Annotated in this window: 23 protein-coding genes and 8 tRNA genes; 25 read left to right on the top strand and 6 right to left on the bottom strand. The window is 32.2% G+C overall.

The genetic code is table 11. The annotated features are described in order from the left end of the window. Positions 1-46 precede the first annotated feature (46 nt). On the top strand, positions 47-454 hold the full coding sequence (locus KA878_RS01890; RefSeq protein WP_193839169.1) for a hypothetical protein: 408 nt from the start codon (positions 47-49) through the stop codon (positions 452-454). Positions 455-646: 192 nt separating this feature from the next. Next, on the top strand, positions 647-2,032 hold the full coding sequence (gene fumC, locus KA878_RS01885) for a class II fumarate hydratase (protein WP_075108972.1): 1,386 nt from the start codon (positions 647-649) through the stop codon (positions 2,030-2,032). Between the two features lie 64 nt (positions 2,033-2,096). Here fumC and KA878_RS01880 read toward each other — a convergent pair whose 3' ends face one another. Then, entirely contained in the window at positions 2,097-2,921 is an 825-nt protein-coding gene (locus KA878_RS01880) for an RluA family pseudouridine synthase (RefSeq protein ID WP_210142058.1), read from the bottom strand. A gap of 188 nt (positions 2,922-3,109) precedes the next feature. Here KA878_RS01880 and KA878_RS01875 point away from each other — a divergent pair, with 188 nt between their 5' ends. The 8 genes from KA878_RS01875 to yhaM all read left to right on the top strand — a co-directional run bounded on the left by KA878_RS01875 (position 3,110) and on the right by yhaM (position 12,758). After that, on the top strand, positions 3,110-4,219 hold the full coding sequence (locus KA878_RS01875) for a GAF domain-containing sensor histidine kinase (protein WP_193839171.1): 1,110 nt from the start codon (positions 3,110-3,112) through the stop codon (positions 4,217-4,219). A 22-nt stretch (positions 4,220-4,241) separates the two neighbouring features. Beyond that, positions 4,242-4,865: a response regulator gene (locus KA878_RS01870; RefSeq protein WP_053030614.1), complete on the top strand. Its 624-nt coding sequence runs from the start codon at positions 4,242-4,244 to the stop codon at positions 4,863-4,865. 263 nt (positions 4,866-5,128) lie between these two features. Next, on the top strand, positions 5,129-5,593 hold the full coding sequence (gene xdrA / locus KA878_RS01865) for an XRE family transcriptional regulator XdrA (RefSeq protein ID WP_053030612.1): 465 nt from the start codon (positions 5,129-5,131) through the stop codon (positions 5,591-5,593). Between the two features lie 297 nt (positions 5,594-5,890). Then, entirely contained in the window at positions 5,891-7,021 is a 1,131-nt protein-coding gene (locus KA878_RS01860) for a DUF445 domain-containing protein (RefSeq protein ID WP_210142057.1), read from the top strand. 69 nt (positions 7,022-7,090) lie between these two features. Then, the gene (locus tag KA878_RS01855) at positions 7,091-7,435 is read left to right on the top strand and encodes a YlbF/YmcA family competence regulator (protein ID WP_011275418.1); all 345 of its coding nucleotides are present in this window, start codon (positions 7,091-7,093) and stop codon (positions 7,433-7,435) included. A 262-nt stretch (positions 7,436-7,697) separates the two neighbouring features. Further along, on the top strand, positions 7,698-8,894 hold the full coding sequence (locus KA878_RS01850; RefSeq protein WP_075108977.1) for a metallophosphoesterase family protein: 1,197 nt from the start codon (positions 7,698-7,700) through the stop codon (positions 8,892-8,894). Then, the gene (locus KA878_RS01845; RefSeq protein ID WP_193839173.1) at positions 8,884-11,820 is read left to right on the top strand and encodes an AAA family ATPase; all 2,937 of its coding nucleotides are present in this window, start codon (positions 8,884-8,886) and stop codon (positions 11,818-11,820) included. Before KA878_RS01850 ends, KA878_RS01845 begins: the two co-directional genes overlap by 11 nt. Continuing rightward, positions 11,817-12,758: a 3'-5' exoribonuclease YhaM gene (yhaM, locus tag KA878_RS01840; protein WP_075108979.1), complete on the top strand. Its 942-nt coding sequence runs from the start codon at positions 11,817-11,819 to the stop codon at positions 12,756-12,758. Before KA878_RS01845 ends, yhaM begins: the two co-directional genes overlap by 4 nt. Before the next feature lie 159 nt (positions 12,759-12,917). Here the strand turns inward: yhaM and prsA are convergent, their stop codons facing one another. The 4 genes from prsA to KA878_RS01820 form a co-directional block, all read right to left on the bottom strand. Beyond that, positions 12,918-13,892 carry a peptidylprolyl isomerase PrsA gene (prsA, locus tag KA878_RS01835; protein WP_193839174.1) on the bottom strand — a complete coding sequence of 325 codons (975 nt, stop codon included), beginning with the start codon at positions 13,890-13,892 and terminating at the stop codon, positions 12,918-12,920. A 171-nt stretch (positions 13,893-14,063) separates the two neighbouring features. Continuing rightward, positions 14,064-14,621 (bottom strand): DUF3267 domain-containing protein, encoded by a 558-nt coding sequence (locus tag KA878_RS01830; protein ID WP_193839175.1) that lies wholly within the window; start codon positions 14,619-14,621, stop codon positions 14,064-14,066. Between the two features lie 142 nt (positions 14,622-14,763). After that, complete coding sequence (locus KA878_RS01825) at positions 14,764-15,138, bottom strand: YtxH domain-containing protein (RefSeq protein ID WP_193839176.1); 375 nt, start codon at positions 15,136-15,138, stop codon at positions 14,764-14,766. 143 nt (positions 15,139-15,281) lie between these two features. Next, entirely contained in the window at positions 15,282-15,707 is a 426-nt protein-coding gene (locus tag KA878_RS01820) for an HIT family protein (RefSeq protein WP_075108982.1), read from the bottom strand. 130 nt (positions 15,708-15,837) lie between these two features. On the opposite strand from KA878_RS01820, the gene ecsA reads away from it, so the two are divergent. Beyond that, positions 15,838-16,578 (top strand): ABC transporter ATP-binding protein EcsA, encoded by a 741-nt coding sequence (gene ecsA / locus KA878_RS01815; RefSeq protein WP_053030592.1) that lies wholly within the window; start codon positions 15,838-15,840, stop codon positions 16,576-16,578. Further along, the gene (ecsB, locus tag KA878_RS01810) at positions 16,571-17,794 is read left to right on the top strand and encodes an ABC transporter permease EcsB (RefSeq protein ID WP_193839177.1); all 1,224 of its coding nucleotides are present in this window, start codon (positions 16,571-16,573) and stop codon (positions 17,792-17,794) included. Before ecsA ends, ecsB begins: the two co-directional genes overlap by 8 nt. Before the next feature lie 64 nt (positions 17,795-17,858). Here ecsB and KA878_RS01805 read toward each other — a convergent pair whose 3' ends face one another. Beyond that, the gene (locus tag KA878_RS01805) at positions 17,859-18,359 is read right to left on the bottom strand and encodes a signal transduction protein TRAP (protein WP_193839178.1); all 501 of its coding nucleotides are present in this window, start codon (positions 18,357-18,359) and stop codon (positions 17,859-17,861) included. A 287-nt stretch (positions 18,360-18,646) separates the two neighbouring features. Between KA878_RS01805 and hemE the strand changes: the two genes are divergently transcribed. The 13 genes from hemE to KA878_RS01740 all read left to right on the top strand — a co-directional run bounded on the left by hemE (position 18,647) and on the right by KA878_RS01740 (position 24,697). Continuing rightward, positions 18,647-19,681 carry a uroporphyrinogen decarboxylase gene (hemE, locus tag KA878_RS01800; RefSeq protein ID WP_193839179.1) on the top strand — a complete coding sequence of 345 codons (1,035 nt, stop codon included), beginning with the start codon at positions 18,647-18,649 and terminating at the stop codon, positions 19,679-19,681. Between the two features lie 39 nt (positions 19,682-19,720). Then, complete coding sequence (hemH, locus tag KA878_RS01795) at positions 19,721-20,644, top strand: ferrochelatase (RefSeq protein WP_075108986.1); 924 nt, start codon at positions 19,721-19,723, stop codon at positions 20,642-20,644. Positions 20,645-20,662: 18 nt separating this feature from the next. Beyond that, positions 20,663-22,057, top strand: a complete 1,395-nt coding sequence (hemY, locus tag KA878_RS01790) for a protoporphyrinogen oxidase (RefSeq protein ID WP_193839180.1) — start codon at positions 20,663-20,665, stop codon at positions 22,055-22,057. A gap of 96 nt (positions 22,058-22,153) precedes the next feature. Next, entirely contained in the window at positions 22,154-22,714 is a 561-nt protein-coding gene (locus tag KA878_RS01785) for an RBBP9/YdeN family alpha/beta hydrolase (RefSeq protein ID WP_193839181.1), read from the top strand. A 580-nt stretch (positions 22,715-23,294) separates the two neighbouring features. Then, a tRNA-Met gene (locus KA878_RS01780) sits at positions 23,295-23,368 on the top strand. A 15-nt stretch (positions 23,369-23,383) separates the two neighbouring features. Beyond that, positions 23,384-23,459, top strand: a tRNA-Asp gene (locus KA878_RS01775). Positions 23,460-23,470: 11 nt separating this feature from the next. Beyond that, a tRNA-Phe gene (locus KA878_RS01770) sits at positions 23,471-23,543 on the top strand. A 13-nt stretch (positions 23,544-23,556) separates the two neighbouring features. Next, positions 23,557-23,632, top strand: a tRNA-His gene (locus KA878_RS01765). Positions 23,633-23,646: 14 nt separating this feature from the next. Continuing rightward, positions 23,647-23,720, top strand: a tRNA-Gly gene (locus tag KA878_RS01760). Positions 23,721-23,729: 9 nt separating this feature from the next. Next, a tRNA-Asn gene (locus KA878_RS01755) sits at positions 23,730-23,804 on the top strand. 1 nt (position 23,805) lies between these two features. Then, positions 23,806-23,877: transfer RNA gene (locus KA878_RS01750), tRNA-Glu, on the top strand. A 58-nt stretch (positions 23,878-23,935) separates the two neighbouring features. Further along, a tRNA-Ser gene (locus tag KA878_RS01745) sits at positions 23,936-24,025 on the top strand. A gap of 513 nt (positions 24,026-24,538) precedes the next feature. Beyond that, on the top strand, positions 24,539-24,697 hold the full coding sequence (locus KA878_RS01740) for a hypothetical protein (protein ID WP_193839182.1): 159 nt from the start codon (positions 24,539-24,541) through the stop codon (positions 24,695-24,697). Positions 24,698-24,969: the final 272 nt, after the last annotated feature.

Here is a 24,969-nt window from a genome sequence, read left to right as displayed (position 1 = left end):
ATATGGTAAAATATATTTCAATCATTAAATATAAGGAGAGCGTAAAATGTTACATAAATATTGGCTTCCACTAACGATTGCCACTATTTTGATTAGTTTACTTTCAATTAAAGGATTCCCAATCGCATTTGGTGCACTTTATCTACCTATATTGTTTAAAATTATTAAATTGCAATTAAACTTATCCAACGGTTTAATTGAAAATATAAGTGCGCAACCTTTCATCAAAAGTAATCAAACAGGTGTATTCATAAGTGTGTTATGTTGTATTTTAATAACTGGTATTTTAATGTATTCATTAAATGATTTTTATGCACAACTCACGGGATTTATAGGCTTTCTAATTCAATTAAGTCCTTTTACATTGATCATTAGTGTGGTGTTATATATTTTAAGCGCTTTAGCAGTTATTAAAGCAGTTAAAGTTAAATATGGTTATAACAAGCATGAATAAGGTTAATTCGGTGAAGAACAATTGAATAGTGTATCAAAAATAACGATTAGAATAATGCATCCATATTCTAACCGTTATTTTTTTATTTGAGCTTTAATTTAATTTGTTGAAACCGCTTTAATAATGCGTTGCCCCTTTATTTTAAATAATGCTATACTATGGTTAAATAATTGTATAAGGGGAGATTTTCGCATGTCAGTAAGAATTGAACACGATACATTCGGAGAAATTGAAGTACCCGGAGATAAATATTGGGGTGCTCAAACGGAGAGAAGTAAACGAAACTTTCCAGTAGGTAAAGAACGTATGCCAATTGAAGTGGTTTATGGATTTGCCCAATTAAAAAGAGGTGCAGCATTAGCCAATCATGAATTAGGAAAATTAAGTGATGCTAAAAAAGATGCCATCATTTACGCTTGTGATTTAATCTTAAAAGGGGAATTAGATGAACATTTCCCACTTGTTGTTTGGCAAACAGGAAGCGGTACTCAAAGTAATATGAACGTTAATGAAGTTGTTAGCTTTGTAGCAAATAAATATTTAAAAGAGCAAGGTATTGACGAATCAATTCATCCTAATGATGATGTGAATAAATCTCAAAGTTCAAATGATACATTCCCAACAGCAATGCATGTTGCGTTATATCATGAAGTGGAAACAAAACTTGAACCCGCTTTAAAACATCTTCGTGATACTTTTAAAGAAAAAGAGGATAAGTATCAATCAATTATTAAGATTGGTAGAACACATTTACAAGATGCGACACCAATTAAATTAGGACAAGAAATCAGTGGTTGGCGTTATATGTTAGATAAATGTGAAGAATTATTAGCAGAATCAAAAAAACATATCTTAAGCTTAGCTATCGGTGGAACTGCTGTTGGTACAGGTATTAATGCGCATCCAGAATTTGGTAATAAGGTTGCTAAATTTATCTCAGATAATACTGGATATAACTTTGTATCATCTGACAATAAATTCCATGCATTGACATCTCATGATGAAGTTGTTCAATTACATGGTACGTTAAAAGCGTTAGCAGCAGACTTGATGAAAATCGCAAATGATATTAGATGGTTAGCGTCTGGTCCGAGAGCGGGACTTGCAGAAATTTCAATTCCTGAAAATGAACCAGGATCATCAATTATGCCTGGTAAAGTAAATCCGACACAATGCGAAATGCTTACAATGGTTGCAGTTCAAGTTATGGGTAATGATACAACAGTAGGTATTGCAAGCTCACAAGGTAATTTTGAACTGAATGTATTTAAACCAGTGATACTTCATAACACATTACAGTCAATCTATTTACTAGCTGATGGTATGCAAACATTCAATGATAACTGTGCGGTAGGCATTGAACCAATTGAAGAAAATATTAATAATTATTTAAATCAATCATTAATGTTAGTAACTGCTTTAAATCCGCATATTGGTTATGAAAAAGCGGCTCAAATTGCTAAAAAAGCACATAAAGAAGGATTAACTTTAAAAGAATCTGCTATCCAATCTGGTCATGTGACAGAAGAACAATTTAAAGAATGGATTAAACCTGAAGATATGGTAGATCCACATTAATAAAAACGCATAAAATAAATAAGGGAGTAACTGTCGACTGATATCGACAGTTACTCTCATTTTTTTATTCATCATCTAGGCTAACAGAGATGAGTGCTTGAGTTAATGGATGTCTAAATTCAATTTTATGACTATTAAGTTCTAACTGACGTAATGTTGAATCGCCATATAAAGGATCTCCAATTACAGGGTGACCAATTTCAGCTAAATGAACTCGAATTTGATGCGTACGACCAGTATCTAATTTAATATCTAATTGGCATACGCCTTCTTTTATCATTTTAGAAGATAGTATATGTGTAATTGCGCGTTGACCAGTGTTTGAAATTCGACGTTTATTAGGATGGAATTTATCTTTACCTATAGGACTATCAATCGTTTGAGGTTTAATAGGTAACAAAGATTTAACATTCGCTTTATATATTCTAGTAATTTCATTTTCTTCTAACATACGATCTAGAATTTTTTTCATCAAAGGGTTCTTCGCCACAATAAGTAAACCAACTGTTTCTCGGTCTAACCGATGGATAGGTTCTACATAATCACTATCTAGGGTGTAAATAACGTGATTCATTAGCGTATTACTTTCTTTTAAATCATTCGGGTGTGTCTTAACACCTTTAGGTTTCATTACAATCGCTAAATCGTCATCTTCATAACTAATTTGTGCATAACGATAACTAGGTAAATAATTACTTTTTTCTTCAGGAGTAGGGATAAAAACGTCATCACCAGTAACCACTTTGTCTGTTAATTTAGCAGGCTGATGATTAATCATTATTTCTTTTGACATATTTAATTGGTGTAAATCTTTTTTAGGTAATTTCAATGATTGAAAGATTTCTCTCAATGTATTTTGATTATAATTCTCAGGTATTTTAAACTTCATAATTTCCTCCTATAGCATTCGCATTTATCATATCATATCTTCAGTTGCTATTGATGTACTTAAACATATTTATATGAAAATCACCATTACGTAGAACGAAATGTAACTTAAATATTTTTATATTTTTAAAAATTTAAATCTCACTGTATAATAATACTAATGCAAATTTGAGTAATTGGAGCGATTTGATGGAAAAACCGACACGTTTAGCATTATTAAAAGAGATAGCAGAATATCTCAATGAAGAAACGGAATTATATGACATGATGCATGGCGCTCTAAATTATTTAATCAAAGGAAGCAACTTTACGACTGGATGGATATTCTTTATAGATGATGATGGAGAACATGAAATCGTTGCTGATGTCGATCTTCCAGGTGCATTAAAAAGAAATCATTGTCGTTATATGAAAGAAGGGTCTTGTTGGTGCGTAACTGCATACCATCATGGTCGTTTAACAACTGCATCTAATATTATTAACTGTTCTAGAATAAATATAGCGAATCAGACATATAAAGCAGAAACAGAAGGTGTGACCCATCATGCAACAGTGCCATTACGGTCTGGAACGGAACAATATGGGTTACTTAATGTTGCATCACCTTATACAACACATTATAGTGAAGAGGATTTAGCTTTATTAGAATCTGTAGCATTACAAATAGGTTCTGCCATTAAACGTATATATTTAACGGATCAAGAAAAAGAGGCAGCTAGAATAAATGAGCGAAATCGTTTAGCAAGAGATTTACATGACTCAGTTAACCAACTATTATTTTCTTTAAAATTAACAGCCCATGCAGCACATGATATAACAACTGATGAAATGGCAAAAAAAGCCTTTAAGACGATTGAAGAAACAAGTCAAAGTGCTGTTAATGAAATGCGTTCATTAATTTGGCAACTAAAACCAGTAGGGCTTGAGCATGGATTAGTGCACGCGTTAAAGCAATATGCCCAAATTCTAAATATGAATGTAACTATCGATGTTGATGGGTTGATTGACTTATCTAACATCTTAGAAGAACACGTTTATAGAATTTTACAAGAATGTATCAACAATACTAAAAAGCATGCTCAAACCAAAGCAATACATATTATTTTAAAACAAGAAAAAGAGCGGTTGATGATTTCTGTTGAAGATGATGGTGTTGGTTTCGATATGAATAAAGCAATCAACAAATCATCACAGGGTTTAAGGAATATAAATCAACGTATCTATGCATTAAACGGGCAGTTTAAAATTGATTCAAAGCTAAATAAAGGAACAACATTACGATTCAGTATCCCTTTATAAATAGGTGAAAGGAGTCATCATTGTGGCAACAGTCATACTAATTGACGACCATCATATTGTAAGACAAGGACTTGAGTTTCTATTATCAACTGTAAATGATTTAGAAGTATTAGCTAGTTTAGCAGATGGTCAATCTCTAATTAATTATTTAAATGAACATGATATACCAGATATTATACTACTAGATTTGGTTATGCCTGAAATGAATGGTATTGAGGTGACAGAGTATGTGAAACAACACTATCCAGATATTAAAGTGTTGGTATTAACGAGTTATGTGGATGATGAACATGTTATATCAGCAATTAATAAGGGAGCTGATGGATATGAAATGAAAGATGTTGAACCTCAAAAATTGATAGAAACAATACATGACGTATTGAATGACAAACGTATTATTCATCCAGATGCTCAAAGTGTATTAGATACAGTTTCATCAAAACCACATAACACTAATAAGCTGTCTAAACGCGAAATAGAAGTATTAGCAGAAATGGTTAAAGGTAAAACAAATAAAGAAATCGCAAATACTTTGTTCGTGTCAGAAAAAACGATTAAAACACACGTGAGTCATATTTTTAATAAATTAAATGTGACTGATCGTACTCAAGCAGCTATTTATGCAATTGAAAATCGACTTGTATAAAATCGTATTTTATAAATGTATAGGGTCATAGATTTCAATTGCCATCTAAATGTGGTTAAATATGACAAATAAGTTCGAAAATCGATTAATTTAATTATTTTGATAATTTTGGCATTAATAAAATTGTCTACAAAAACAAAAATTCCTCTTTTCATTTTATTGAAAATATATTAAGATGTAATTTGTGTTTCAAGAAATGTGTATTATTGCAATTTCTTGTGTCCGGATAAATTAACCCCTATTAGAAAGGTAGAGAATAAAATATGGATAGACAGAGTTTCACAGATTTAATTCAAACAAAATTTAAAATGGTTCGTATTGAAGCGGGCTATACGCAAGATACAATGGCTCAAACAATTGGCCTTTCAAAAAAAACGTTAGTTCAAATTGAGAAAGAACGTGTGTTACCTAACTGGACGACATGTGTATCAATTTGTGCATTATTTAGAGATTCAGATGTACTAAATAATACATTTGGTTGTGATCCTTTGGAAATTGTACAAACTATTTCTCGTAATCATTGTGCATATCCAAATCATTCAACAACAAGTGATATTTATTGGAATACAATTGAAACGCGTAACGGCTTCATTTTGCAAAGTAATAAAGTAAGTAATATCTATAGAGTGTTAAATTCTGAAAAACAACCAATCTTTGGTACTTCAAAATTAAGAGAAGCTGAAACATACTTCAATAGAAATGCGAAAGAAGAACTAATGCACGTTTAATTATAGTTAAATCATTATTATTCAGTATGAAAGTGATAGAAGAATCTTCATCGATTTAATCACTTCCGAGTAATATTTTTATTTATAAATCTAAAATAACTAGCAAGTTCAAATTTAACTTGAGTTTGATTTGATTGCTAATTTTAAGGCGAGCCTGTGATATTGATATCATGGCTCGTTTTTAATTTTCTTTCTGTAATGCATAATCTATTTAAATGAAGTGTAAATTAAAGGAATCATCAATTACAAAGTGATATAATCATCATATTGTAACAATAATTTTAAGGAGAAATTAAGATGCAGGCTTTTTTAGTTATCCTATTTATGGTGGTAGTAGGGGCTGTTATTGGTGGCGTAACAAACGTTATTGCGATTAGGATGTTATTTCATCCCTTTAAACCATACTATCTATTTAAAATGCGTGTACCCTTCACGCCAGGGTTGATCCCAAAAAGAAGAGAAGAGATTGCTACTAAAATAGGGCAAGTGATAGAGGAACATTTAATTACGGAGTCTGTTATTAAGCATAAGTTAAACGAACCTCAAACGCGTGATGCTATCAATGATTTGGTAAGTAAGCAACTATCCAATTTAAGAAAAGATGATGCAACTATCCGAAAGTTTGCACAACAATTTAATTTTGATATAGATGATCTAATTAATAATAAGATGAATCGCGTAGTATTAAATAAATTAAATTCGTATTATTATGATAAACAAGATACCTCAATTAATGAAATATTGCCGGCAGAAGTGATCACCATGGCTGATGAGAAGTTAGAACAAGCGGGTGATTTAATTAGAGAACGTGCACGTCATTATCTTTCATCAGATAAAGGTGCGAGAGATATCTATGACATGTTAGATACCTCCTTCACTGAAAAAGGTAAAATCGTCGGGTTATTACAAATGTTTATGACTAAAGAAAGTATTGCTGATCGAATTCAACATGAATTAATACGTTTGACCAGACATCCAAAAGCTAAAGTGATTATTGATAAAGTGATTCGAGATGAATATGAAACACTTAAATCTCAGCCTTTAAGCCAAGTTGTAAAGGAAGAGCAATTCACTCATATTACTGAGTCAGTCGTGCACTTAATTACTACGAATTTACAATTAAATCAAAAAGTGGATATGCCATTAAAGAATTTAGCACCAACGTTAATTGAACATCTTCAAGCTGGGGTAGCAAGTACAATGACTGATTTAATTATTAAACAGGCATCAAATCACCTTTCAACCATTATGACTAAAATTAATTTACGCCAAATGGTTGAAGATCAAATTAATACATTCGATTTAGATTACATTGAAAAATTAATCATTGAAATTGCGAATAAAGAGTTAAAACTGATTATGTCATTAGGTTTTATTTTAGGTGGTATCATTGGATTTTTCCAAGGTTTAGTCGCAATCTTTGTCTAACTATAAATAATATGTTATGGTTATTAAGAGTTGTCAAAAATTACTTTACACTAAGGAGTGCAAACAGATATGGCAGTAAATTTATATGATTATGCAAATCAACTAGAACAAGCATTAAGAGATAGCGATGAGTATAAAGCTATTAAAGACGCTTTTTCTAAAGTTAAAGATAACGAAGAATCAAAAAAATTATTTGATGAATTCCGTGAAACACAATTAAGTTTCCAACAAAAACAAATGCAAGGTGAAGAAATTCCTGAAGAAGATTTAGCAAAAGCTCAAGAACAAGCTCAAGCTATTGAAAAAGATGAAAATATTTCTGAATTAATGCAAGCTGAGCAAAAAATGAGCCAAGTATTCCAAGAAATTAACCAAATTATTGTTAAACCTTTAGATGAAATTTATGCTGACTAATTGTTAGCATTTGAGCAGTCTGGGACATAAATAATATAATCATGCTATTTAGCAAATTCGCAGTAGCTGACTGAACTGAGAAGGCGCTTAAATCAAGCTTTTCTCAGTTCTAGTCATCCTTGCGGGGGTGGGACGAATTCAAAAAGAATTCTGTCCCGCTCCTTTTTTTAATACATAAGTTCTTCGACCCGAGTAATCAAATTATGGTAAAATATAGGAATACATAAAGATATATGAACATGCTATTAAGGAGCTAATATCAATGATAAAATTTATTCACTGTGCGGATTTGCATCTCGACAGCCCCTTTAAATCTAAAAGTCATTTGGCGCCATCCATTTTTGAAGATGTTCAAAACAGTGCGTATGAAAGCTTTAAGAAGATTGTCGATACTGCATTGAAAGAAGAAGTTGATTTTGTTCTCATCGTTGGAGATTTATTTGATAGTGAGAATCGCACATTGCGTGCTGAAGTATTTTTGAAAGAACAATTTAAACGATTAGAAAAAGAGCAAATTTTTGTGTATATAAGTCATGGTAATCATGACCCATTAACTGAAAAAATTACGAACGATTGGCCAGATAATGTTTCAGTATTCTCTAATAGAGTAGAAACTTATCAAGCTATTACTAAAGATGGAGAAACCATTTTTATCCATGGTTTTAGTTATCAACATGATACAAGTTATGAGAATAAGATTGATGAATTTCCATCGAGTCAAGGTAAAAAAGGAATCCATATTGGCATGCTGCATGGTACATACAGTAAATCGTCAACTAAAGATCGATACACTGAATTTATTTTAGAGGATTTAAATCAGAAATTATATCATTATTGGGCGCTAGGTCATATTCATGAAAGACAAGAATTAAGCGACATGCCCCCAATACATTATCCGGGTAACATACAAGGACGTCACTTTGGCGAACAAGGGCCTAAAGGTTGTTTATTAGTTGAGGGTGATCATTTAAGATTAAATGCAACATTTATTCCAACGCAGCAAATTCGATTTGAAGAAGCAACAATTAACACAGATAAAGTTTCTAAACAAGGGATTTATGAAGCAATTCAATCATTCAAAGAAAGCGTTCGTTCTAATGGAAAAGCGTTTTATAGATTAACGGTTAATTTAGATAGTGATAAGCCATTATCTTCTCATGATATTAGTCAGATTAAGGAAATGATTGACGATTACGAAGAGAATGAACACCATTTTGTAATGATAGAATCGCTAACATTTAATTATATCCAAATGGATGAAACACCTCTTGTCAGGGAATTTTCAGCTGATTTAATCAAAGATAATAAAGTATTTGAAGCAGCAATGACGGAATTGTATTTAAATCCTAGAGCTTCTAAATATTTAGAAGACTATACTGATTTTGATAAGGTTGAACTGGTTAATCGTGCTGAAAATATTTTAAAAGCAGATATGAGAGGTGAAAGTGATGATCATTAAATCTTTAGAAATCTATGGTTATGGACAATTTGTACATCGTAAGATTGAATTTAATCGTGAATTTACTGAGATTTTTGGAGAGAATGAAGCGGGTAAATCAACGATTCAAGCTTTCATCCATTCCATTTTATTTGGCTTCCCTTCTAAAAAAGAAAAAGAGCCTCGATTAGAACCTCGTATGGGAAATCAGTATGGGGGTAAACTGACGCTTATTCTAGATGACCAATCAGAAATTGTTGTTGAGCGCGTTAAAGGTAGCGTTTCAGGTGATGTGAAAGTTTATTTGGAAAATGGCTTAATTCGTGATGAAGCATGGCTCAAGAAAAAATTAAACTATATTTCTAAAAAAACATATCAAGGTATCTTCTCATTTAATGTGCTTGGATTACAAGATATTCACCGTAATTTAGATGAAGATCAATTACAAAGTTATTTACTTGAAGCTGGCGCACTCGGTTCATCAGAATTTACTATGATGAATAAAATGGTCAGTCAAAAGAAAACAACATTGTATAAAAAAGCGGGTAAAAATCCAATACTTAATCAACAACTTGAGGAACTGAAACAGTTGGAAGCGCAAATTAGAGAAGAAGAGGCGAAGGTGGATGAGTATCATCGTTTAGTAGATGATAGAGATAAGTCACAACGTCATTTGGAACATTTAAAAGCCAATTTAAACCAATTATCTAAAATGCATGAAAGTAAACAGAAGCAACTCGCTATACATGAGCAAGCCCAAGAATGGAAAGATCTAGAACAGAGATTAAATATCGAGCCATTGCGTTTTCCTGAGAAGGGGATTGAACGCTATGAAACAGCTTCAAATTACAAACAATCATTAACTAGAGATATAAGCTTGCGAGAAGAGAAATTAAAGCAATTAGAGCATGAATATAATGCAATTGTAGTTTCTAATGAAACTACTGCTAAACATATTTATGATTTAACACGTGACGAAAATGAAATGCAACAGGCTGAACTGAAATCTTCTGCACTCGAACAAGACATCGATGATTATGAACGTCAAGAAGTAGATTTGAAATCCAGCATTGGTTGGCAAGAAGTTCATCACGATACTGACACATCAGACGCCAAGAAAAACTATGTTAGCGAAACGATTAAAGCGCGTAATGAACAGAACGTATTGAAACAACAAATCGAAAGATCCATTGATGAAAATCAAATCGAACAAAATGCACTGACACAAGAAATTGATCATTTAGAAAAAGAATTAGTCCCTGAAGACGCTTTAGATAAGAAAAAGCAATATAATCAACAAAAACTCGAATTACACGAAAAAGAAAACCTGTATAACAAACTCAAAGATACATTTAATTCCGATAAAGAAAGAAAACAACAAAGAAATTGGTGGTTAAGACTAAGTTTCATAGTGCTTTCAGTCATCGGATTAGGTTTAACCATTTTCTCATTTGTAACGCAGAACCTTATATTTGGTATTATCTTTGCGATTTTAACAGTAGTCTTTATTATTGGTATTTTCTTAGTAAGAACGAAGGAAATTGATTATAGTGAATCAATTAGTGAAGAAATAAATGATTTAGAACAACAAATAAATGATTTAGAATCTGAATATGATTTAAACTTCGATTTAGATCAACAATTTCAACTTCGCGAGCGTTGGAGTAACGCAAGTAATAATAAGAGCGTCTTAGCAAATAAATTAAATCATCAAGAAAGTTTACTACAAAAAACAGAAGAACAAATCAATACGCTTACGCATCAATTAGATGAAGTTAAAGCCAATTTGAAATTGCCGAATAACATGACAGATGATTTATTGCTTGATAGCTTCAAAACAATGAATCAACTGAAATCAAATGATAGTTATCGCAATAAATTAAAGCATCAACATCAAGAAGTAAATCAAAAATTGGATCAATTTTATCAAACTGCACATGAATATACTGAACATGAAATTAGTCCATTCAATAAAGCTTCATTATTTACGGATTTAAAAAATTGGATTTCTAATTATGAAAGTAAAAGAGAGAAAAAAGAACAACTTAAAAATCAAATCGAGCTATTAAGTAATGAATTAAAACAATTGAAAGAACAACTTGAAGAAAATGAGCATACAATTGATACATTATTTAACTATATCGAAGTTTCAAGTGAAGAGGCATACTATCAATCGTATGAGCAATATCAACTTTATCATCAACAATTGACTAGATTTAATGATTTAACATTATATCTTGAGAACCAAGATTTCTCATATGAAGATAGTTCAGATTTAAGCGAAAAGACAACTGCGCAATTAGAAGAAGAAGACGCTACGCTTGCGAAACAAGTAGATGACTATAATGACCAATATTTAGATAAACAAACAGAAGTCAGTGACTTGACCGCTCAAATTAATTATATGGAAACAGACAAAACATTATCTAAGTTAAGACACGAATACTATAACTTAAAAAATAGAATGAATGATTTAGCTAAAGATTGGGCAAGTTTAAGTTATCTAGAAGCACTTATTAATGAACATATTAAGCAAATCAAGGACAAGCGTTTACCACAAGTGATCAATGAAGCTGTCAATATTTTCACATCACTCACACAAGGTAATTATAATTTGATTACCTACGAAAATGACACAATAATGGTTAAACATAATAATGGTCAAATGTATCACCCACTTGAACTAAGTCAATCAACGAAAGAATTATTATATATTGCACTTAGAATTAGTTTGATTAAGATATTAAGACCATATTATCCATTCCCAATCATTATAGATGATGCATTTGTTCATTTTGATAAACAAAGAAAATCAATGATGTTAAACTATTTAAGAGAATTAGCTAAAGACTATCAAGTATTGTACTTCACTTGTATGAAAGATACTGCAATTCCTTCTAAAGAGATGCTCATATTAAATAAAGTAGAGGAAGGCGGAAAACGATGAGAAATGTAGAAAAGCTAAATCCAGGAGATTCGGTTGATAATTTCTTCTTAATCCATAGAGCTACACAAGGTGTTACTGCTCAAGGAAAAGATTATATGACATTATTCTTACAAGATAAAAGTGGTGACATTGAAGCCAAACTATGGACAGTGAGTAAAGAAGATATGCAAATACTTAAACCAGAGACGATTGTTTGGGTTAAAGGCGATGTCATTAACTATCGAGGTCGCAAACAAATGAAAGTCAATCAGTTTAGATTAGCTAAACCTGAAGATGGCTTAAAGACACAAGATTTTGTAGATGGTGCACCTTTGACACCTGACGAAATCCAAGAGAACATTTCACACTATATTTTAGATATTGAAAATGCAAACTTACAGCGTATCACACGTCATCTATTGAAAAAGTACCAAGATAAATTCTTTACGTATCCAGCTGCAAGCTCACATCATCACAATTTTGCCAGCGGATTGAGTTATCACGTGCTAACCATGTTAGAAATAGCCAAATCATTATGTGATATTTATCCATTGTTAAATCGTAGCTTATTATATAGTTCAATTATTTTACATGATCTAGGTAAAGTAAGGGAACTAAGTGGACCTGTAGCAACAACGTATACGGTTGAAGGTAATTTACTAGGTCATATTTCGATAGCGAGTGATGAAGTTGCGGACGCAGCTAGGGAACTAGGAATTGATGGTGAAGAAGTCATGTTACTTCGACATATGATTTTAGCCCATCATGGTAAAATGGAATTTGGTTCACCTAAGTTACCACACTTAAAAGAAGCAGAAATATTATTCTTTATTGATAATATTGACGCGAAGATGAATATGTTTGAAAAAGCATTTAAGAAAACAGATAAAGGTCAATTTACCGAACGTATTTTTGGTATGGAAAATCGACAGTTCTACAATCCAGAAAAATTAGATTAATAAAAAAGCGTTTTTACTTTATCCATTATGTAAAGTCAATTTACGATGGAAAGTAAAAACGCTTATTTTATAAATTGTTATGACTAAATAAAAGGCGCAAGCTAGACTTTATGATGTGGTCTAACTTGCGCTTTCATTTTTAATTAGTATCTTTGAAAATTATGAAGATAAGCTTGATGCTGATGAAGAACTATCTGAAGACGATTGTTGTTGTTTAAGTTTATCAGGATTTAGGATAGTGTTTTCTACAGCTTTTTTAATATCACTATCTTTATAATCAACATCATATTCTTTTAATAAATCTTTATAAGCATCAGTTAAAATTTCTGGATTTTTTTTTACTTTTTGTTCTATTAGTTTAGCTTTCAATTTAGATTTTTGTTTATCAAAGTCGTTTTCTTTATCAGCTTTAATAATATGGTAACCGTAGTCGGTTTTAACTACATCTGAAACTTGACCTTCTTTTAATTTGAATAAAGCTTTTTCAAATTTGCTTACCATTTGTCCTTTGACAACATAACCTAAAGAACCATTTTTCTTGGCACTTGAAGCGTCCATAGATTCTTTCTTAGCAATTTCACCGAATTTTTCTGGATTTTTTTCAACTTCTTTTTGAATTTTCTCAGCTTTTTCTTTTGCTTTTTTATCTGATAAACCTTCTTTATCATCACTATTTGATTTCACTTTAATTAAAATGTGAGAAGCTTTTTTAGTGTTATCTTTGATTTCTTTATCAGACACTTTAACTTTATCAGCAAGTAATTGTTTTTGGTATGCAGCAAGTTTTTTCTGCTCTTTATAATCATTTAAAGTCATACCTTGTTGTTTAAGCATGCTTTCAAATTGATCTTTACCACCATACTGTTTTTGCTCTTTTTTTATTTCATCATCGATATCTTTTGTATCGACTTTATCCTTGTATTTATCTTCTAAAATTTTATTTAATGCAATGCTAAATGATGTACTTGCAATTTGTTCATCACCAATTTTATTCATTACATCTTTAACTTTTACATCTCCAGCTTTGGAAGAGATTAATGTATTACTTTCAGAATCTGTTGCATTTGATCCACAAGCACCTAAAAGTAAAGCACTTGCAGTTACTGGAACAATTAATTTATTCATAATTTTCATGGTTGATAGCTCCTTTTACATTAATAACAAAGTTACTATAACATATTATGAAAGCATCACCAATTAGAAATAGGCGAGATACTGCTAAAGTACGAGATTTAATCGGACTTAAGTATTAAAAAATATCGAACCTGAAACATGCGACATGCTTTAAGTTCGATATGGTTTGTTTTAATGAAATGATTGGTAGGGCACTTTATTTAAAATATTAATACCTGTTTGATGTTCCTCTATAAAATGACCTTCATTTGAAAAAATAATAATTTTAAGATATAAAAAATCCGTTACAGATATGCCAAAATTTAAAGCCAATAAAATCATAAAATAGTGGCCATATTGTGGGAAATGCATCGTTAATACAATTAAAATAAAAGTGATTAATATGAAAGGTAAAATCAAGTTAATACAAAAATATAGTTTATGGACTGGCGTGCTTACATAAGTGTTGAAATAAGGTAACCACCGCTTCTTATTTAATTTATGAATTCTAAATGAATTCATACAAGGCAAGAAAAAGAGCAAGTGGATTGATTTATGAATAGGGTACATCAATACAGCGAATACTAATAAAATCATAAAATGACGATCTGATAAAGGTGTATTCACAAAATAGTACATGATTTCATAACTTATTAAAAACGCGATGATAGTAATCGTAAAACTTAAAAATGCGATTCTTGGCACACCAAACCGTGCATGAATGTCAATTTGACGTTTACATAGGAACATAAGGACACCTCTTAATAGGTCTTAATTATATACGCTACGTATTATCTAACTATCAATGTAAACAGTCAAGTCCAATTTGCTATAAATATAAAAGGAGTGGTGTTAATTCAAAATGAATCTTACACCACTCTAATTTCGTACATTATTTATTATCTTTAGAAAAAGTATTACTTATTTCTTCGCCACGGTTTTGTAAGTTCTCAATGTGGGATTGTAGTTTTTCAATGTTTAGATTAATGTCAGATTTAAAATCACCAATGAGTGTTTTAAATTCATCACCAATGTCACTACCATAAGAGACACCATCATTCTTAACTTGTTTCGCATAATCTATAATATTATAAAAATTACGTTTAAGTGATGCTATCTCACGTTCTAGTTCAGAACGAGATCCAGTAGGTTCTTTTGCATCAATTGTGTTGTTTTTTACACTTTGATCATCACGGTTTAACCATGAAACAGCGATTCCAGATGCCACTCCCACAGTAATACCAAATAATACGCGTGATACTTTCATGTTTTATTCTCCTCACTTGTTATGTCGTTATCGGATAATAATAGAATAGTGAAATCATAACAATTTCTATTTCTATATCAAACATATGTCGACAAGCTAATTTTAATTGTATATTACCCTAAAATGACATTCAATATGCAGAATTATTCAAATTGAGCTTTGATTTGATTAGCGATAGCTTGTTTTTGTTCATCATTGATTTCATTTTCATGCGTTTCCCAATGATAGCCGAAGCCGTCGATATCATTTTCGTAACGTGGTAGAAAATGAAAATGAATATGGAATACAGATTGATCTGCAAACTCACCATTGTTTTGAATGATATTTAAACCATCAGGATTGAAGGCTTTTTTAATTGCGTTAGCGACTCTAGGTAAGGCTGCACCAATATGTGCCATTGTCTCTTCATCTGTTTCAAAGATATTAGGTGATGCTTTTTTAGGAATAAGTAACGTATGTCCTTTAGTTACTTGAGAAATATCTAAAAATGCATAAACAAATTCATCTTCATAAACTTTGAAGCTTGGAATTTCTCCAGATAAAATTTTACTAAATACTGTTTCAGCCATTTGAATGCACTCCTTTTACGTATTTATAGCTTATTATAGCATTACTCATTAAAAATTTCGTTAATGAAGTAATTGTAATTTTAGTAGTTAAAAGCTAATTTTGGTACAATGATAGTCATGGAGGTGCCATATGACAGTCAAAGTTGAACATTTGACAGGAGGTTACGGAAAACGTCCTGTTATTGAAGATATAAATTTTGAATTAAAAGCAGGAGAAATTGTTGGTTTAATTGGATTAAATGGTGCAGGTAAGAGTACAACCATTAAACATATGTTAGGCTTACTAACGCCAACAGAAGGTAAACTTTCTATCTCAAATACTGAGATTACCGATGATATCGAAGTGTATCGCAAGAAGTTATCTTATATTCCTGAGTCACCCATCATATATGAAGAATTAACATTGGAAGAGCATATCGCCATGACAGCAATGGCTTATCAAATAAGTGAAGAAGAAGCAATGAAACGTGCACGTCCATTACTTAAAACTTTTCGATTAGAGAATGAGTTGAAAGTATTCCCAAGCCACTTCTCTAAAGGAATGAAGCAAAAGGTAATGATTATCTGTGCTTTCATAGTGAACCCGGAATTATATATTATAGATGAACCATTTTTAGGTCTCGATCCATTAGGGATTCAATCAATGTTAGATTTGATGGTTGAAAAGAAAAACGAAGGGCGTACGGTTTTGATGAGTACTCATATTTTAGCGACTGCAGAACGATATTGTGATCGCTTTATCATTTTAGATAAAGGGAAAGTGGTTGCATTTGGGGATTTAGAGGAACTTCGCGAACAAACTGGTTTACATGGTCGCACACTTGATGACATCTATATACATGTCACACAAGGTGGTCAAGCAGATGGATAAATCAGCTACGTCTTTATTTAGAACGAGATTAGATGCAATTCGAAAAGAAAAAAGCTATTATAATAAGTTTATTTTCAATGGTCATTTTTCAGTGTTTCTTTTAATTTTATTAGGAGCGTTTATATTAGGATATGGTCAATGGTTACAACATATTCCTAACGATATTGATTATGCATTGTGTGCGAGCGTATTGTTAGCCTTGACATCTATCTTTCCGATACGAACATTTTTGAAAGATGCAGATAGAATATTTTTACTTCCGTTTGAAACACACATGAAGGACTATATGAAGTTGAGTTTACGATATAGTTATTTTAATAGAATTGCTATTCAAATCGTATTACTCATTATCTTGTTCCCATTATTTTCTAAATTAGATGATCATGTACTAACACCTTATATTATTTTTAGTATTTTAACTTTAATCCATCCTTGGCTAGGGTTGAAATTGAGATGGCAATGGTATCAAATCAGAAAATCAAGTTGGAGCATCAGTATCATTCTATTTCTATTTAATTTAGTAACCTTTGACTTAGTCCTAGGCTATCAAATGTATTGGGGAATCGTCCTTACACTTATTTTATTAAGTGCAACGTTTCTACTTCCTAAAGCTAACCATTCAAATTTATATCCTTGGGAGCGAATGATTAGCATAGAAGAGAGACATCATACGAATTACTATAAATTTGTAAATATGTTCACAGATGTTAAGCACTTAAAAGAAACAGCAGTTCGACGTAGATATTTAGATGTTTTTTTACCAACACCTAAAGGTCGTAAATTTAATTCGAAAAATATGTATCTTTACCTTTTCACTCGAAGTTTTGTTCGTGGAAGAGATGCATTTAGTATTATTCTGCGTTTAATTATAATTGCATTAGTATTAATGATTTGGTTATCTTTCCCAATCGTTTCTGTGATTATTGGATGTTTATTCATGTATATAACATTATTACAAATGTCCCAATTTTATACACAACAAGCCTATGGATTATGGCCTCAAGTTTGGCCAGTGTCAGATGTTGAAGTGATAAAAGGGTACGAAAAGTTTTTATATCGACTAATGTTAATCATAGGACTTATTTTTTCAATTACATTTATTAGTATTTATCCGCAGTATTTCTTTTTCGCGCTTATTTTCTTTATAGTAGGGTGGTTAACGATTAGAAGTACAATTAAAAAATTACAATATCAAGAATCACTGCTCAAAGATTAATAAAAGTTGCCTTTAGCTAGCACATATTCAAATGTTACTAGTTAAAAGGCAACTTTTTGATTTACTAATCTTTAATTGGGTATAAATATCTTTCGAAATAACTTGAATGTTGACTGCTCGAACCGAAATAATGTCTTAAGGCATCTTTTGAAAAATAGTCCTTAAACGTGTCAGTTTCTTTAAAGTCTTCGTATGTTTGTCGGTTAGCGAAGCCAAAATAAACCTTATAAGTTGTTCCTTGTACAGGTTTTAAAAAGCGATAGCTCTTAAACCCAGCAACGTTATCAAAATTCAACTCTAAATTTGCAATACGTTTTTCTAACTGATGTACATGATCATCAGATGATGGAATAAATATTGCCGAATAAAAATGTGTTTGATCTAAATCGTTAATTGCTTTAACCGTTGTATAAACCGTTGGATGTTTTAAAATAGATTTGTCATCTGTTTCTTCAATAATGACTGAAGAATCGTCTGTTGAAAATAAAAACAGATTTCTTTCAGTATTTTTAGTTCTAATTTGATTTAAGTAACCATAAGTCCCATATGTTGTATATATGTTCATGACTCATACCTCCTTTGTTGCTTATATTATACGATTAATTCATAAGTCTAGCTATACTAAATGAATGTAATATTTAAAAAATTTTGAAAACGAATTAGTCTGTTTGAGGGATATTTTTAAATGCTTAAATATACTATAATTAAGATTAATAAATTATTATAATTTAATGAATTGAAATGTACATTTATGCTTTGTCTTTTTTATGACATTTAAGTGTACATAAACGATAATTATATTAGCATATGATATTATAGATAAGAATGATTTTAATTTAGGAGGACTATAAGGTGCATAATAAAAATAAGACAATTTTACAAACAATAAAAGGTGAAAAAACATCTCATACACCTGTATGGTTTATGCGCCAAGCCGGCCGATCACAACCAGAATATCGAAAATTAAAAGAAAAATACTCATTGTTTGACATTACTCACCAACCTGAATTATGTGCTTATGTAACGCAATTACCAGTAGATAATTATAATACTGACGCAGCGGTTTTATATAAAGATATCATGACACCTTTGAAACCAATTGGCGTGGATGTCGACATCAAATCAGGCATTGGACCAGTTATCAGTAATCCAATTAAATCTGTATCTGATGTTGAAAAACTCACGCAAATTGATCCCCAAAGAGATGTGCCATATGTACTTGAAACGATTCAATTGCTAACACAAGAGAAGTTGAACGTACCTCTAATTGGCTTTACAGGTGCACCATTTACGTTGGCTTCTTATATGATTGAGGGTGGTCCTTCAAAAAATTATAATTTTACGAAAGCAATGATGTACGGGGATGAAGCAACTTGGTTTGCCTTAATGGACCATCTTGTACAAGTTTCAATTGATTACGTAGTAGCTCAAATTGAAGCAGGTGCAGAACTTATTCAAATCTTTGATTCATGGGTAGGCGCATTAAATATCGAGGATTATCGCTATTACATTAAACCGTCTATGAATAAGTTAATCAATGGCATAAAAGCGCAATATGATGTACCTATCATTATGTTTGGGGTAGGAGCAAGTCATCTTATTAATGAATGGAATGACTTATCAATCGATGTATTAGGACTAGATTGGCGTACGTCTATTACGACAGCGACAAATATGGGCGTCAATAAAACACTACAAGGTAATTTAGATCCATCACTTTTACTTGCGCCTTGGGATGTATTAGAAAAGAGAATCCGTGCTATTCTCGACGAAGGTATGGAGAGAGGGAAACACATTTTTAATTTAGGACATGGTGTTTTCCCTGAAGTTAAACCAGAAACATTAAAACGTGTAACCCAATTTGTTCATGATTATACAAGTAAATAACACATAGAATTCAAAAAAGATTAAGGAAGGTTTTATTTAATGACTAAGACAATAGGCTTATTAGTTATGGCATATGGGACACCATATAAAGAAAGCGATATTGAACCATATTACACAGATATAAGACATGGTAAGAGACCAACTGAAGAAGAGTTGCAAGATCTAAAAGATCGTTATGAATTTATAGGAGGACTTTCTCCTTTAGCTGGCACAACTGATCGACAAGCTGAAGCGTTGACGCATGCGTTAAATGAATCATATGAAGATGTTGAATTTCAATTGTATTTAGGATTGAAACATATTTCTCCATATATTGAAGAAGCTGTTGAAAAAATGCACAATGACGGTATTGAAGAAGCAGTAACTGTAGTGTTGGCACCACATTACTCTAGCTTCTCGGTTGGTTCATATAATAAACGTGCTAAAGAGGAAGCGGATAAGTATGGCATTAAGCTACACCATGTTGAACATTATTATCACCAACCTAAATTTATCGAGTATTGGACAAATAAAATTAATGAAACGTTAGCGCAAATCCCACAAGATGAACACGATGAGACCATCTTGGTTGTTTCTGCACACAGTTTGCCTAAAGGTTTAATTGAGAAAAATAATGATCCATATCCTAATGAATTAAAGGATACAATGAACCGATTACAAGCAGCTTCGAATATTAAACACGTTGCTCAAGGTTGGCAATCCGAGGGGAATACTGGAACACCATGGTTAGGACCGGACGTGCAAGATTTAACTAGAGCATTGTACAATGACCATCACTATAAACATTTTATTTATACACCAGTAGGATTTGTATGTGAACATTTGGAAGTACTGTATGATAATGACTATGAATGTAAAGTCGTATGTGATGAGATAGGTGCAAATTATTATCGTCCAAAAATGCCTAATACGGATCCATTATTTATCCATGCAATTGTGGATGAAATCAAAACAGTTTTTTAATAAAGGAAGGGACTCATTGTGAGTAAAAAAGTGGCAATCATTGGTGCAGGTATAACTGGACTTGCAAGTGCATATTATTTAAAACATTATAAACCAGATGTAGATGTAACCATTTTTGAAGCGACTAATCGACCTGGAGGAAAGATTCAAACATATCGTAATGAAGGTTATACAATTGAGCTTGGTCCTGAATCATATCTTGGACGTAAAACGATTATGACTGACATAGCTAAAGATATTGGTCTGGGAGATGATTTGATTACGAATGAGACAGGCCAATCTTATATTTACGCTAAAAATAAATTGTATCCCATACCAGGTGGGTCAATTATGGGGATTCCGACTGATATTAAACCGTTTCTCAAAACGAAACTCATATCGCCATTTGGTAAGCTAAGAGCCGGACTTGATTTAGTTATACCACCTATACAAATTGATGATGATATATCTGTTGGGGAATTCTTTAGAAGACGATTAGGGAATGAAATACTTGAGAATTTAATAGAGCCTCTTATGGGGGGGATATACGGCACGGATATCGATCGATTAAGTTTGATGAGTACATTTCCTAATTTCAAAGAACAAGAAGAAACACATGGCAGTTTAATTAAAGGTATGCAACATGAAAAGGCTCAACGTATTAAGCAACGTCAATTATACCCTGGCGCACCTAAAGGTCAGTTTAAGCAATTCCGACATGGTTTAAGTTCATTTATTGAAGCGTTAGCTGAGAATATAGAAAGTAAAGGCGTTACGATTCGATATCAATCACCTGTCAATGATATCCATATTAATAAAGATAATTATGAAATTGTGACTGATCAAGGTAGTGAACAATTTGATGGGGTTTTAATTACAACGCCACATCAAACATTTATGAAATGGTTTAATCATGACGAAGCATTTAAATACTTTAATCAAATGGATTCTACTTCAGTAGCAACAGTGGTATTTGCATTCGATGAAAAGGATATTGAAAACACATATAATGGTACTGGTTTTGTTATTGCTAGAACGAGTAAGACGGATATTACAGCATGTACTTGGACTACTAAAAAATGGCCTTTCACTACGCCTAAAGGTAAAGTATTGATTAGAGCGTATGTAGGTAAACCAGGTGATACTGTCGTTGAAGATCATACAGATGAAGAAATAGCAACAATCGCCCGTCGCGATTTAAATAAAATGATGACCTTTAAAGGCAATCCTGAATTTACAATTGTCAATCGTTTGACTAAAAGTATGCCACAATATCATATTGGACATATGAGTCAAATTCGTAAAATTCAACAACATGTTAAACAGACTTATCCAGCACTTAGAATTACTGGTGCACCTTTTGAAGCGGTTGGTCTACCAGACTGTATTCAACAAGGTAAAAACGCCGTAGAAGAATTATTGGATGAAATATAATGTTTTAAACACTTTTTCAGAGGTCAGGGCATCTCTTTAAAAGTGTTTTGTTATATCAATTAACCTAATTTAGTATTTTAAGGAGGACATACGTTAATGACTAATGTAGTTATCGTTCATTCACAGATAGGGGATTCGCATAACCATTGGTATGCATGGTTACAACACAATTTAGAATTAGAAGGTTATGATGTTCAATTATTTCATTTAGATGAAAATAAAAATGATGATATAGACAACTGGGTTCATGAATTACATCAACAAATTGATATTTTGTCTACAGATACTTATTTTGTAACACATGGATATGGCTCAATAGCTACTTTAAAATATATTGAAGACCTATCAGTTGATGGCTGCTTTGAAGGCTTTTTCAGTATAGCAGGGTTTAAAGAAGATGCGGTAAAAATTGATGATTCCATTAAAGTAGGGGATTTTAGTATCGATTATGATAACGTTAAATCAAAAGTGAAGCATTTCTACGGACTTGCTTCAAGAGACGATGCCTATGTGTCATATTTAGAAACACAAAAACTAATTAATGAATTGGGTGGTAAAACTAAAATTGTTGATGAAGGAGGGCACTTTTTAGAAGAAGAGGGCTTTGTTTCCTTCACTGAGTTACAAGAAAAAATGCAACATTACATGACGAGATAAGTGTTAGTGTCATTTATAATAAAAATGTTTAAATAATTAAATTTAATCAAAGTAGGGAGTGGGACTGAATTCTTTTAAATTCATCGTCTCACTCCCTACTTGCTTTGCTTGTTGAATTTCTTAGTGAAATTCTCTTTGCTGGGGCCCGCCCGCAAGAATGACTAGAACTGAGAAAAGCTTGATTGAAGCGTCTTCTCAGTTCAGTCAGCTACTGCGAATTTGCAAAATAGCTTCATTATATTATTTATATCCCAGACTGTTTTTGATTTTAATATAAAAAATCACATGTATTTAGACCATTCATTCAACAATTGAATATCCAATTCGTATCTTAAATTAAAATATTTTAAATGTAGCGTTTTTTTACACAAATTACTTTAGAATTGTTATTGACTAAGTTAATGATACTATATATACTAATAAAGTATTCGAAAGGCGATGACCATTAATTAATTATCGCATTTTAATATGAAGATTCAATGAATTAAATGTAAAATTTATTTAAAAAAGTTATTGACATTCAATAATGTTAAATGATATACTTAATAAGTACTGATTTTTGAGACGCAAATAATATTAGCGCGGGATGGAGCAGTTCGGTAGCTCGTCGGGCTCATAACCCGAAGGTCGGTGGTTCAAATCCGCCTCCCGCAATACACCATTTTAATAGGTCTCGTAGTGTAGCGGTTAACACGCCTGCCTGTCACGCAGGAGATTGCGGGTTCGATTCCCGTCGAGACCGCCATTACTTATTACGGTTCAGTAGCTCAGTTGGTAGAGCAATGGATTGAAGCTCCATGTGTCGGCAGTTCGACTCTGTCCTGAACCATTCAATCATTTTGGCGGTTGTGGCGAAGTGGTTAACGCATCGGATTGTGGTTCCGACATTCGAGGGTTCGATTCCCTTCAACCGCCCCATAATCGTTTACTACGCGGGTGTAGTTTAATGGCAAAACCTCAGCCTTCCAAGCTGATGTTGTGGGTTCGATTCCCATCACCCGCTCCATCATATTATTCCGCAGTAGCTCAGTGGTAGAGCTATCGGCTGTTAACCGATCGGTCGTAGGTTCGAATCCTACCTGCGGAGCCATGGCTCCTTGGTCAAGCGGTTAAGACACCGCCCTTTCACGGCGGTAACACGGGTTCGAGTCCCGTAGGAGTCATACAAACAGAAGTGAAATATCGCTTCTGTTTTTTTATGTATTATATAACTAATATTGAGGAGAGCTGTCCGAGTTTGGCCGAAGGAGCACGCCTGGAAAGTGTGTAAGCGCCATAAGCGTTTCAAGGGTTCGAATCCCTTGCTCTCCATAAGTTAAGCCCTATACAATAGGGTTTCAAGCTAGCAAGTGTCAAAAAAGTGTCAAGAATATAATTCTCTGACACGTTGACCTTGCTTTTTTATTGTTAGTAAGTTGTAATGTATAGGGGAGTGGGACAGAATTCTTTTTAAATTCGTCGTCCGCTCCCAGCTTGCTTTGCTTGTAGAATTTCTTTATGAAATTCTCTTTGCTGGGGCCCCGAACCCCAACTTGCTTAGCTTGTAAAATCACTTTCGTGATTTTTTGTGTTGGGGCCCCGCCCGCAAAGATGACTAGAATTGAAATAAGCTTGATTTAAGCGCATTTTCAGTTTAGTCAGCTACTGCGAATTTGCAAATAGCATCATCATATTATTTATGTCCCACTCCCAATGAGATAAGATGTAAATATTTAGTTTAAAATTTATATTGATTTTATTATATAAAAACATTATAATATATTTAGTTCAACGACAATGCGTGGAGCTTATAAAACGAAATACATTGATTTTCGAGGATTTGAAATGAAAATTTCAACACAAGCAGAAAAAGGAGTTAGAGTAATGGGTACTCTAGCTCTCTTTTTATATCAAATTAAAAATACTGATAGATTTAAAACTAGAATATCTTTAATTTACAATCATGATCGCATTATTCAATTATCAATTGAAGGTGAAATGTAAGAATTAGTAGATAAAATTTATATTGACTTTATTATATAAAAATATTATAATATATTTATGTTAACGACAATGCGTGGAGCTTATAAAGCGAAATACATTGAAACCAGTAGCCAGCCTACTATGAGGCTAGGCAATAATTGAATATCATAGCTTATCAGAGTTTGAAGTGGTAAACATCACTTTAAACTCTTTTTATTTTTTAAAATAAAAGTAGCTTATTATTTAATAGTTAAAATACACTTTAAATCTTTATAGTTATAAGTTAATGGCAT

Origin of the sequence: Staphylococcus sp. GDY8P57P (assembly GCF_017892585.1) — a bacterium.
Lineage (GTDB): Bacteria > Bacillota > Bacilli > Staphylococcales > Staphylococcaceae > Staphylococcus > Staphylococcus borealis.
This window is presented reverse-complemented; position numbering and strand designations above follow the sequence as displayed.

What these genes read in the sequence shown, in the direction of transcription:
- KA878_RS01890 (WP_193839169.1), top strand. Translation starts at nt 47, where the DNA reads ATGTTACATAAATATTGGCTTCCACTAACGATTGCCACTATTTTGATT.
- fumC (WP_075108972.1), top strand. Translation starts at nt 647, where the DNA reads ATGTCAGTAAGAATTGAACACGATACATTCGGAGAAATTGAAGTACCC.
- KA878_RS01880 (WP_210142058.1), bottom strand. Translation starts at nt 2,921, where the DNA reads ATGAAGTTTAAAATACCTGAGAATTATAATCAAAATACATTGAGAGAA.
- KA878_RS01875 (WP_193839171.1), top strand. Translation starts at nt 3,110, where the DNA reads ATGGAAAAACCGACACGTTTAGCATTATTAAAAGAGATAGCAGAATAT.
- xdrA (WP_053030612.1), top strand. Translation starts at nt 5,129, where the DNA reads ATGGATAGACAGAGTTTCACAGATTTAATTCAAACAAAATTTAAAATG.
- KA878_RS01860 (WP_210142057.1), top strand. Translation starts at nt 5,891, where the DNA reads ATGCAGGCTTTTTTAGTTATCCTATTTATGGTGGTAGTAGGGGCTGTT.
- KA878_RS01855 (WP_011275418.1), top strand. Translation starts at nt 7,091, where the DNA reads ATGGCAGTAAATTTATATGATTATGCAAATCAACTAGAACAAGCATTA.
- KA878_RS01850 (WP_075108977.1), top strand. Translation starts at nt 7,698, where the DNA reads ATGATAAAATTTATTCACTGTGCGGATTTGCATCTCGACAGCCCCTTT.
- KA878_RS01845 (WP_193839173.1), top strand. Translation starts at nt 8,884, where the DNA reads ATGATCATTAAATCTTTAGAAATCTATGGTTATGGACAATTTGTACAT.
- yhaM (WP_075108979.1), top strand. Translation starts at nt 11,817, where the DNA reads ATGAGAAATGTAGAAAAGCTAAATCCAGGAGATTCGGTTGATAATTTC.
- prsA (WP_193839174.1), bottom strand. Translation starts at nt 13,892, where the DNA reads ATGAAAATTATGAATAAATTAATTGTTCCAGTAACTGCAAGTGCTTTA.
- KA878_RS01830 (WP_193839175.1), bottom strand. Translation starts at nt 14,621, where the DNA reads ATGTTCCTATGTAAACGTCAAATTGACATTCATGCACGGTTTGGTGTG.
- KA878_RS01825 (WP_193839176.1), bottom strand. Translation starts at nt 15,138, where the DNA reads ATGAAAGTATCACGCGTATTATTTGGTATTACTGTGGGAGTGGCATCT.
- KA878_RS01820 (WP_075108982.1), bottom strand. Translation starts at nt 15,707, where the DNA reads ATGGCTGAAACAGTATTTAGTAAAATTTTATCTGGAGAAATTCCAAGC.
- ecsA (WP_053030592.1), top strand. Translation starts at nt 15,838, where the DNA reads ATGACAGTCAAAGTTGAACATTTGACAGGAGGTTACGGAAAACGTCCT.
- ecsB (WP_193839177.1), top strand. Translation starts at nt 16,571, where the DNA reads ATGGATAAATCAGCTACGTCTTTATTTAGAACGAGATTAGATGCAATT.
- KA878_RS01805 (WP_193839178.1), bottom strand. Translation starts at nt 18,359, where the DNA reads ATGAACATATATACAACATATGGGACTTATGGTTACTTAAATCAAATT.
- hemH (WP_075108986.1), top strand. Translation starts at nt 19,721, where the DNA reads ATGACTAAGACAATAGGCTTATTAGTTATGGCATATGGGACACCATAT.
- KA878_RS01785 (WP_193839181.1), top strand. Translation starts at nt 22,154, where the DNA reads ATGACTAATGTAGTTATCGTTCATTCACAGATAGGGGATTCGCATAAC.
- KA878_RS01740 (WP_193839182.1), top strand. Translation starts at nt 24,539, where the DNA reads ATGAAAATTTCAACACAAGCAGAAAAAGGAGTTAGAGTAATGGGTACT.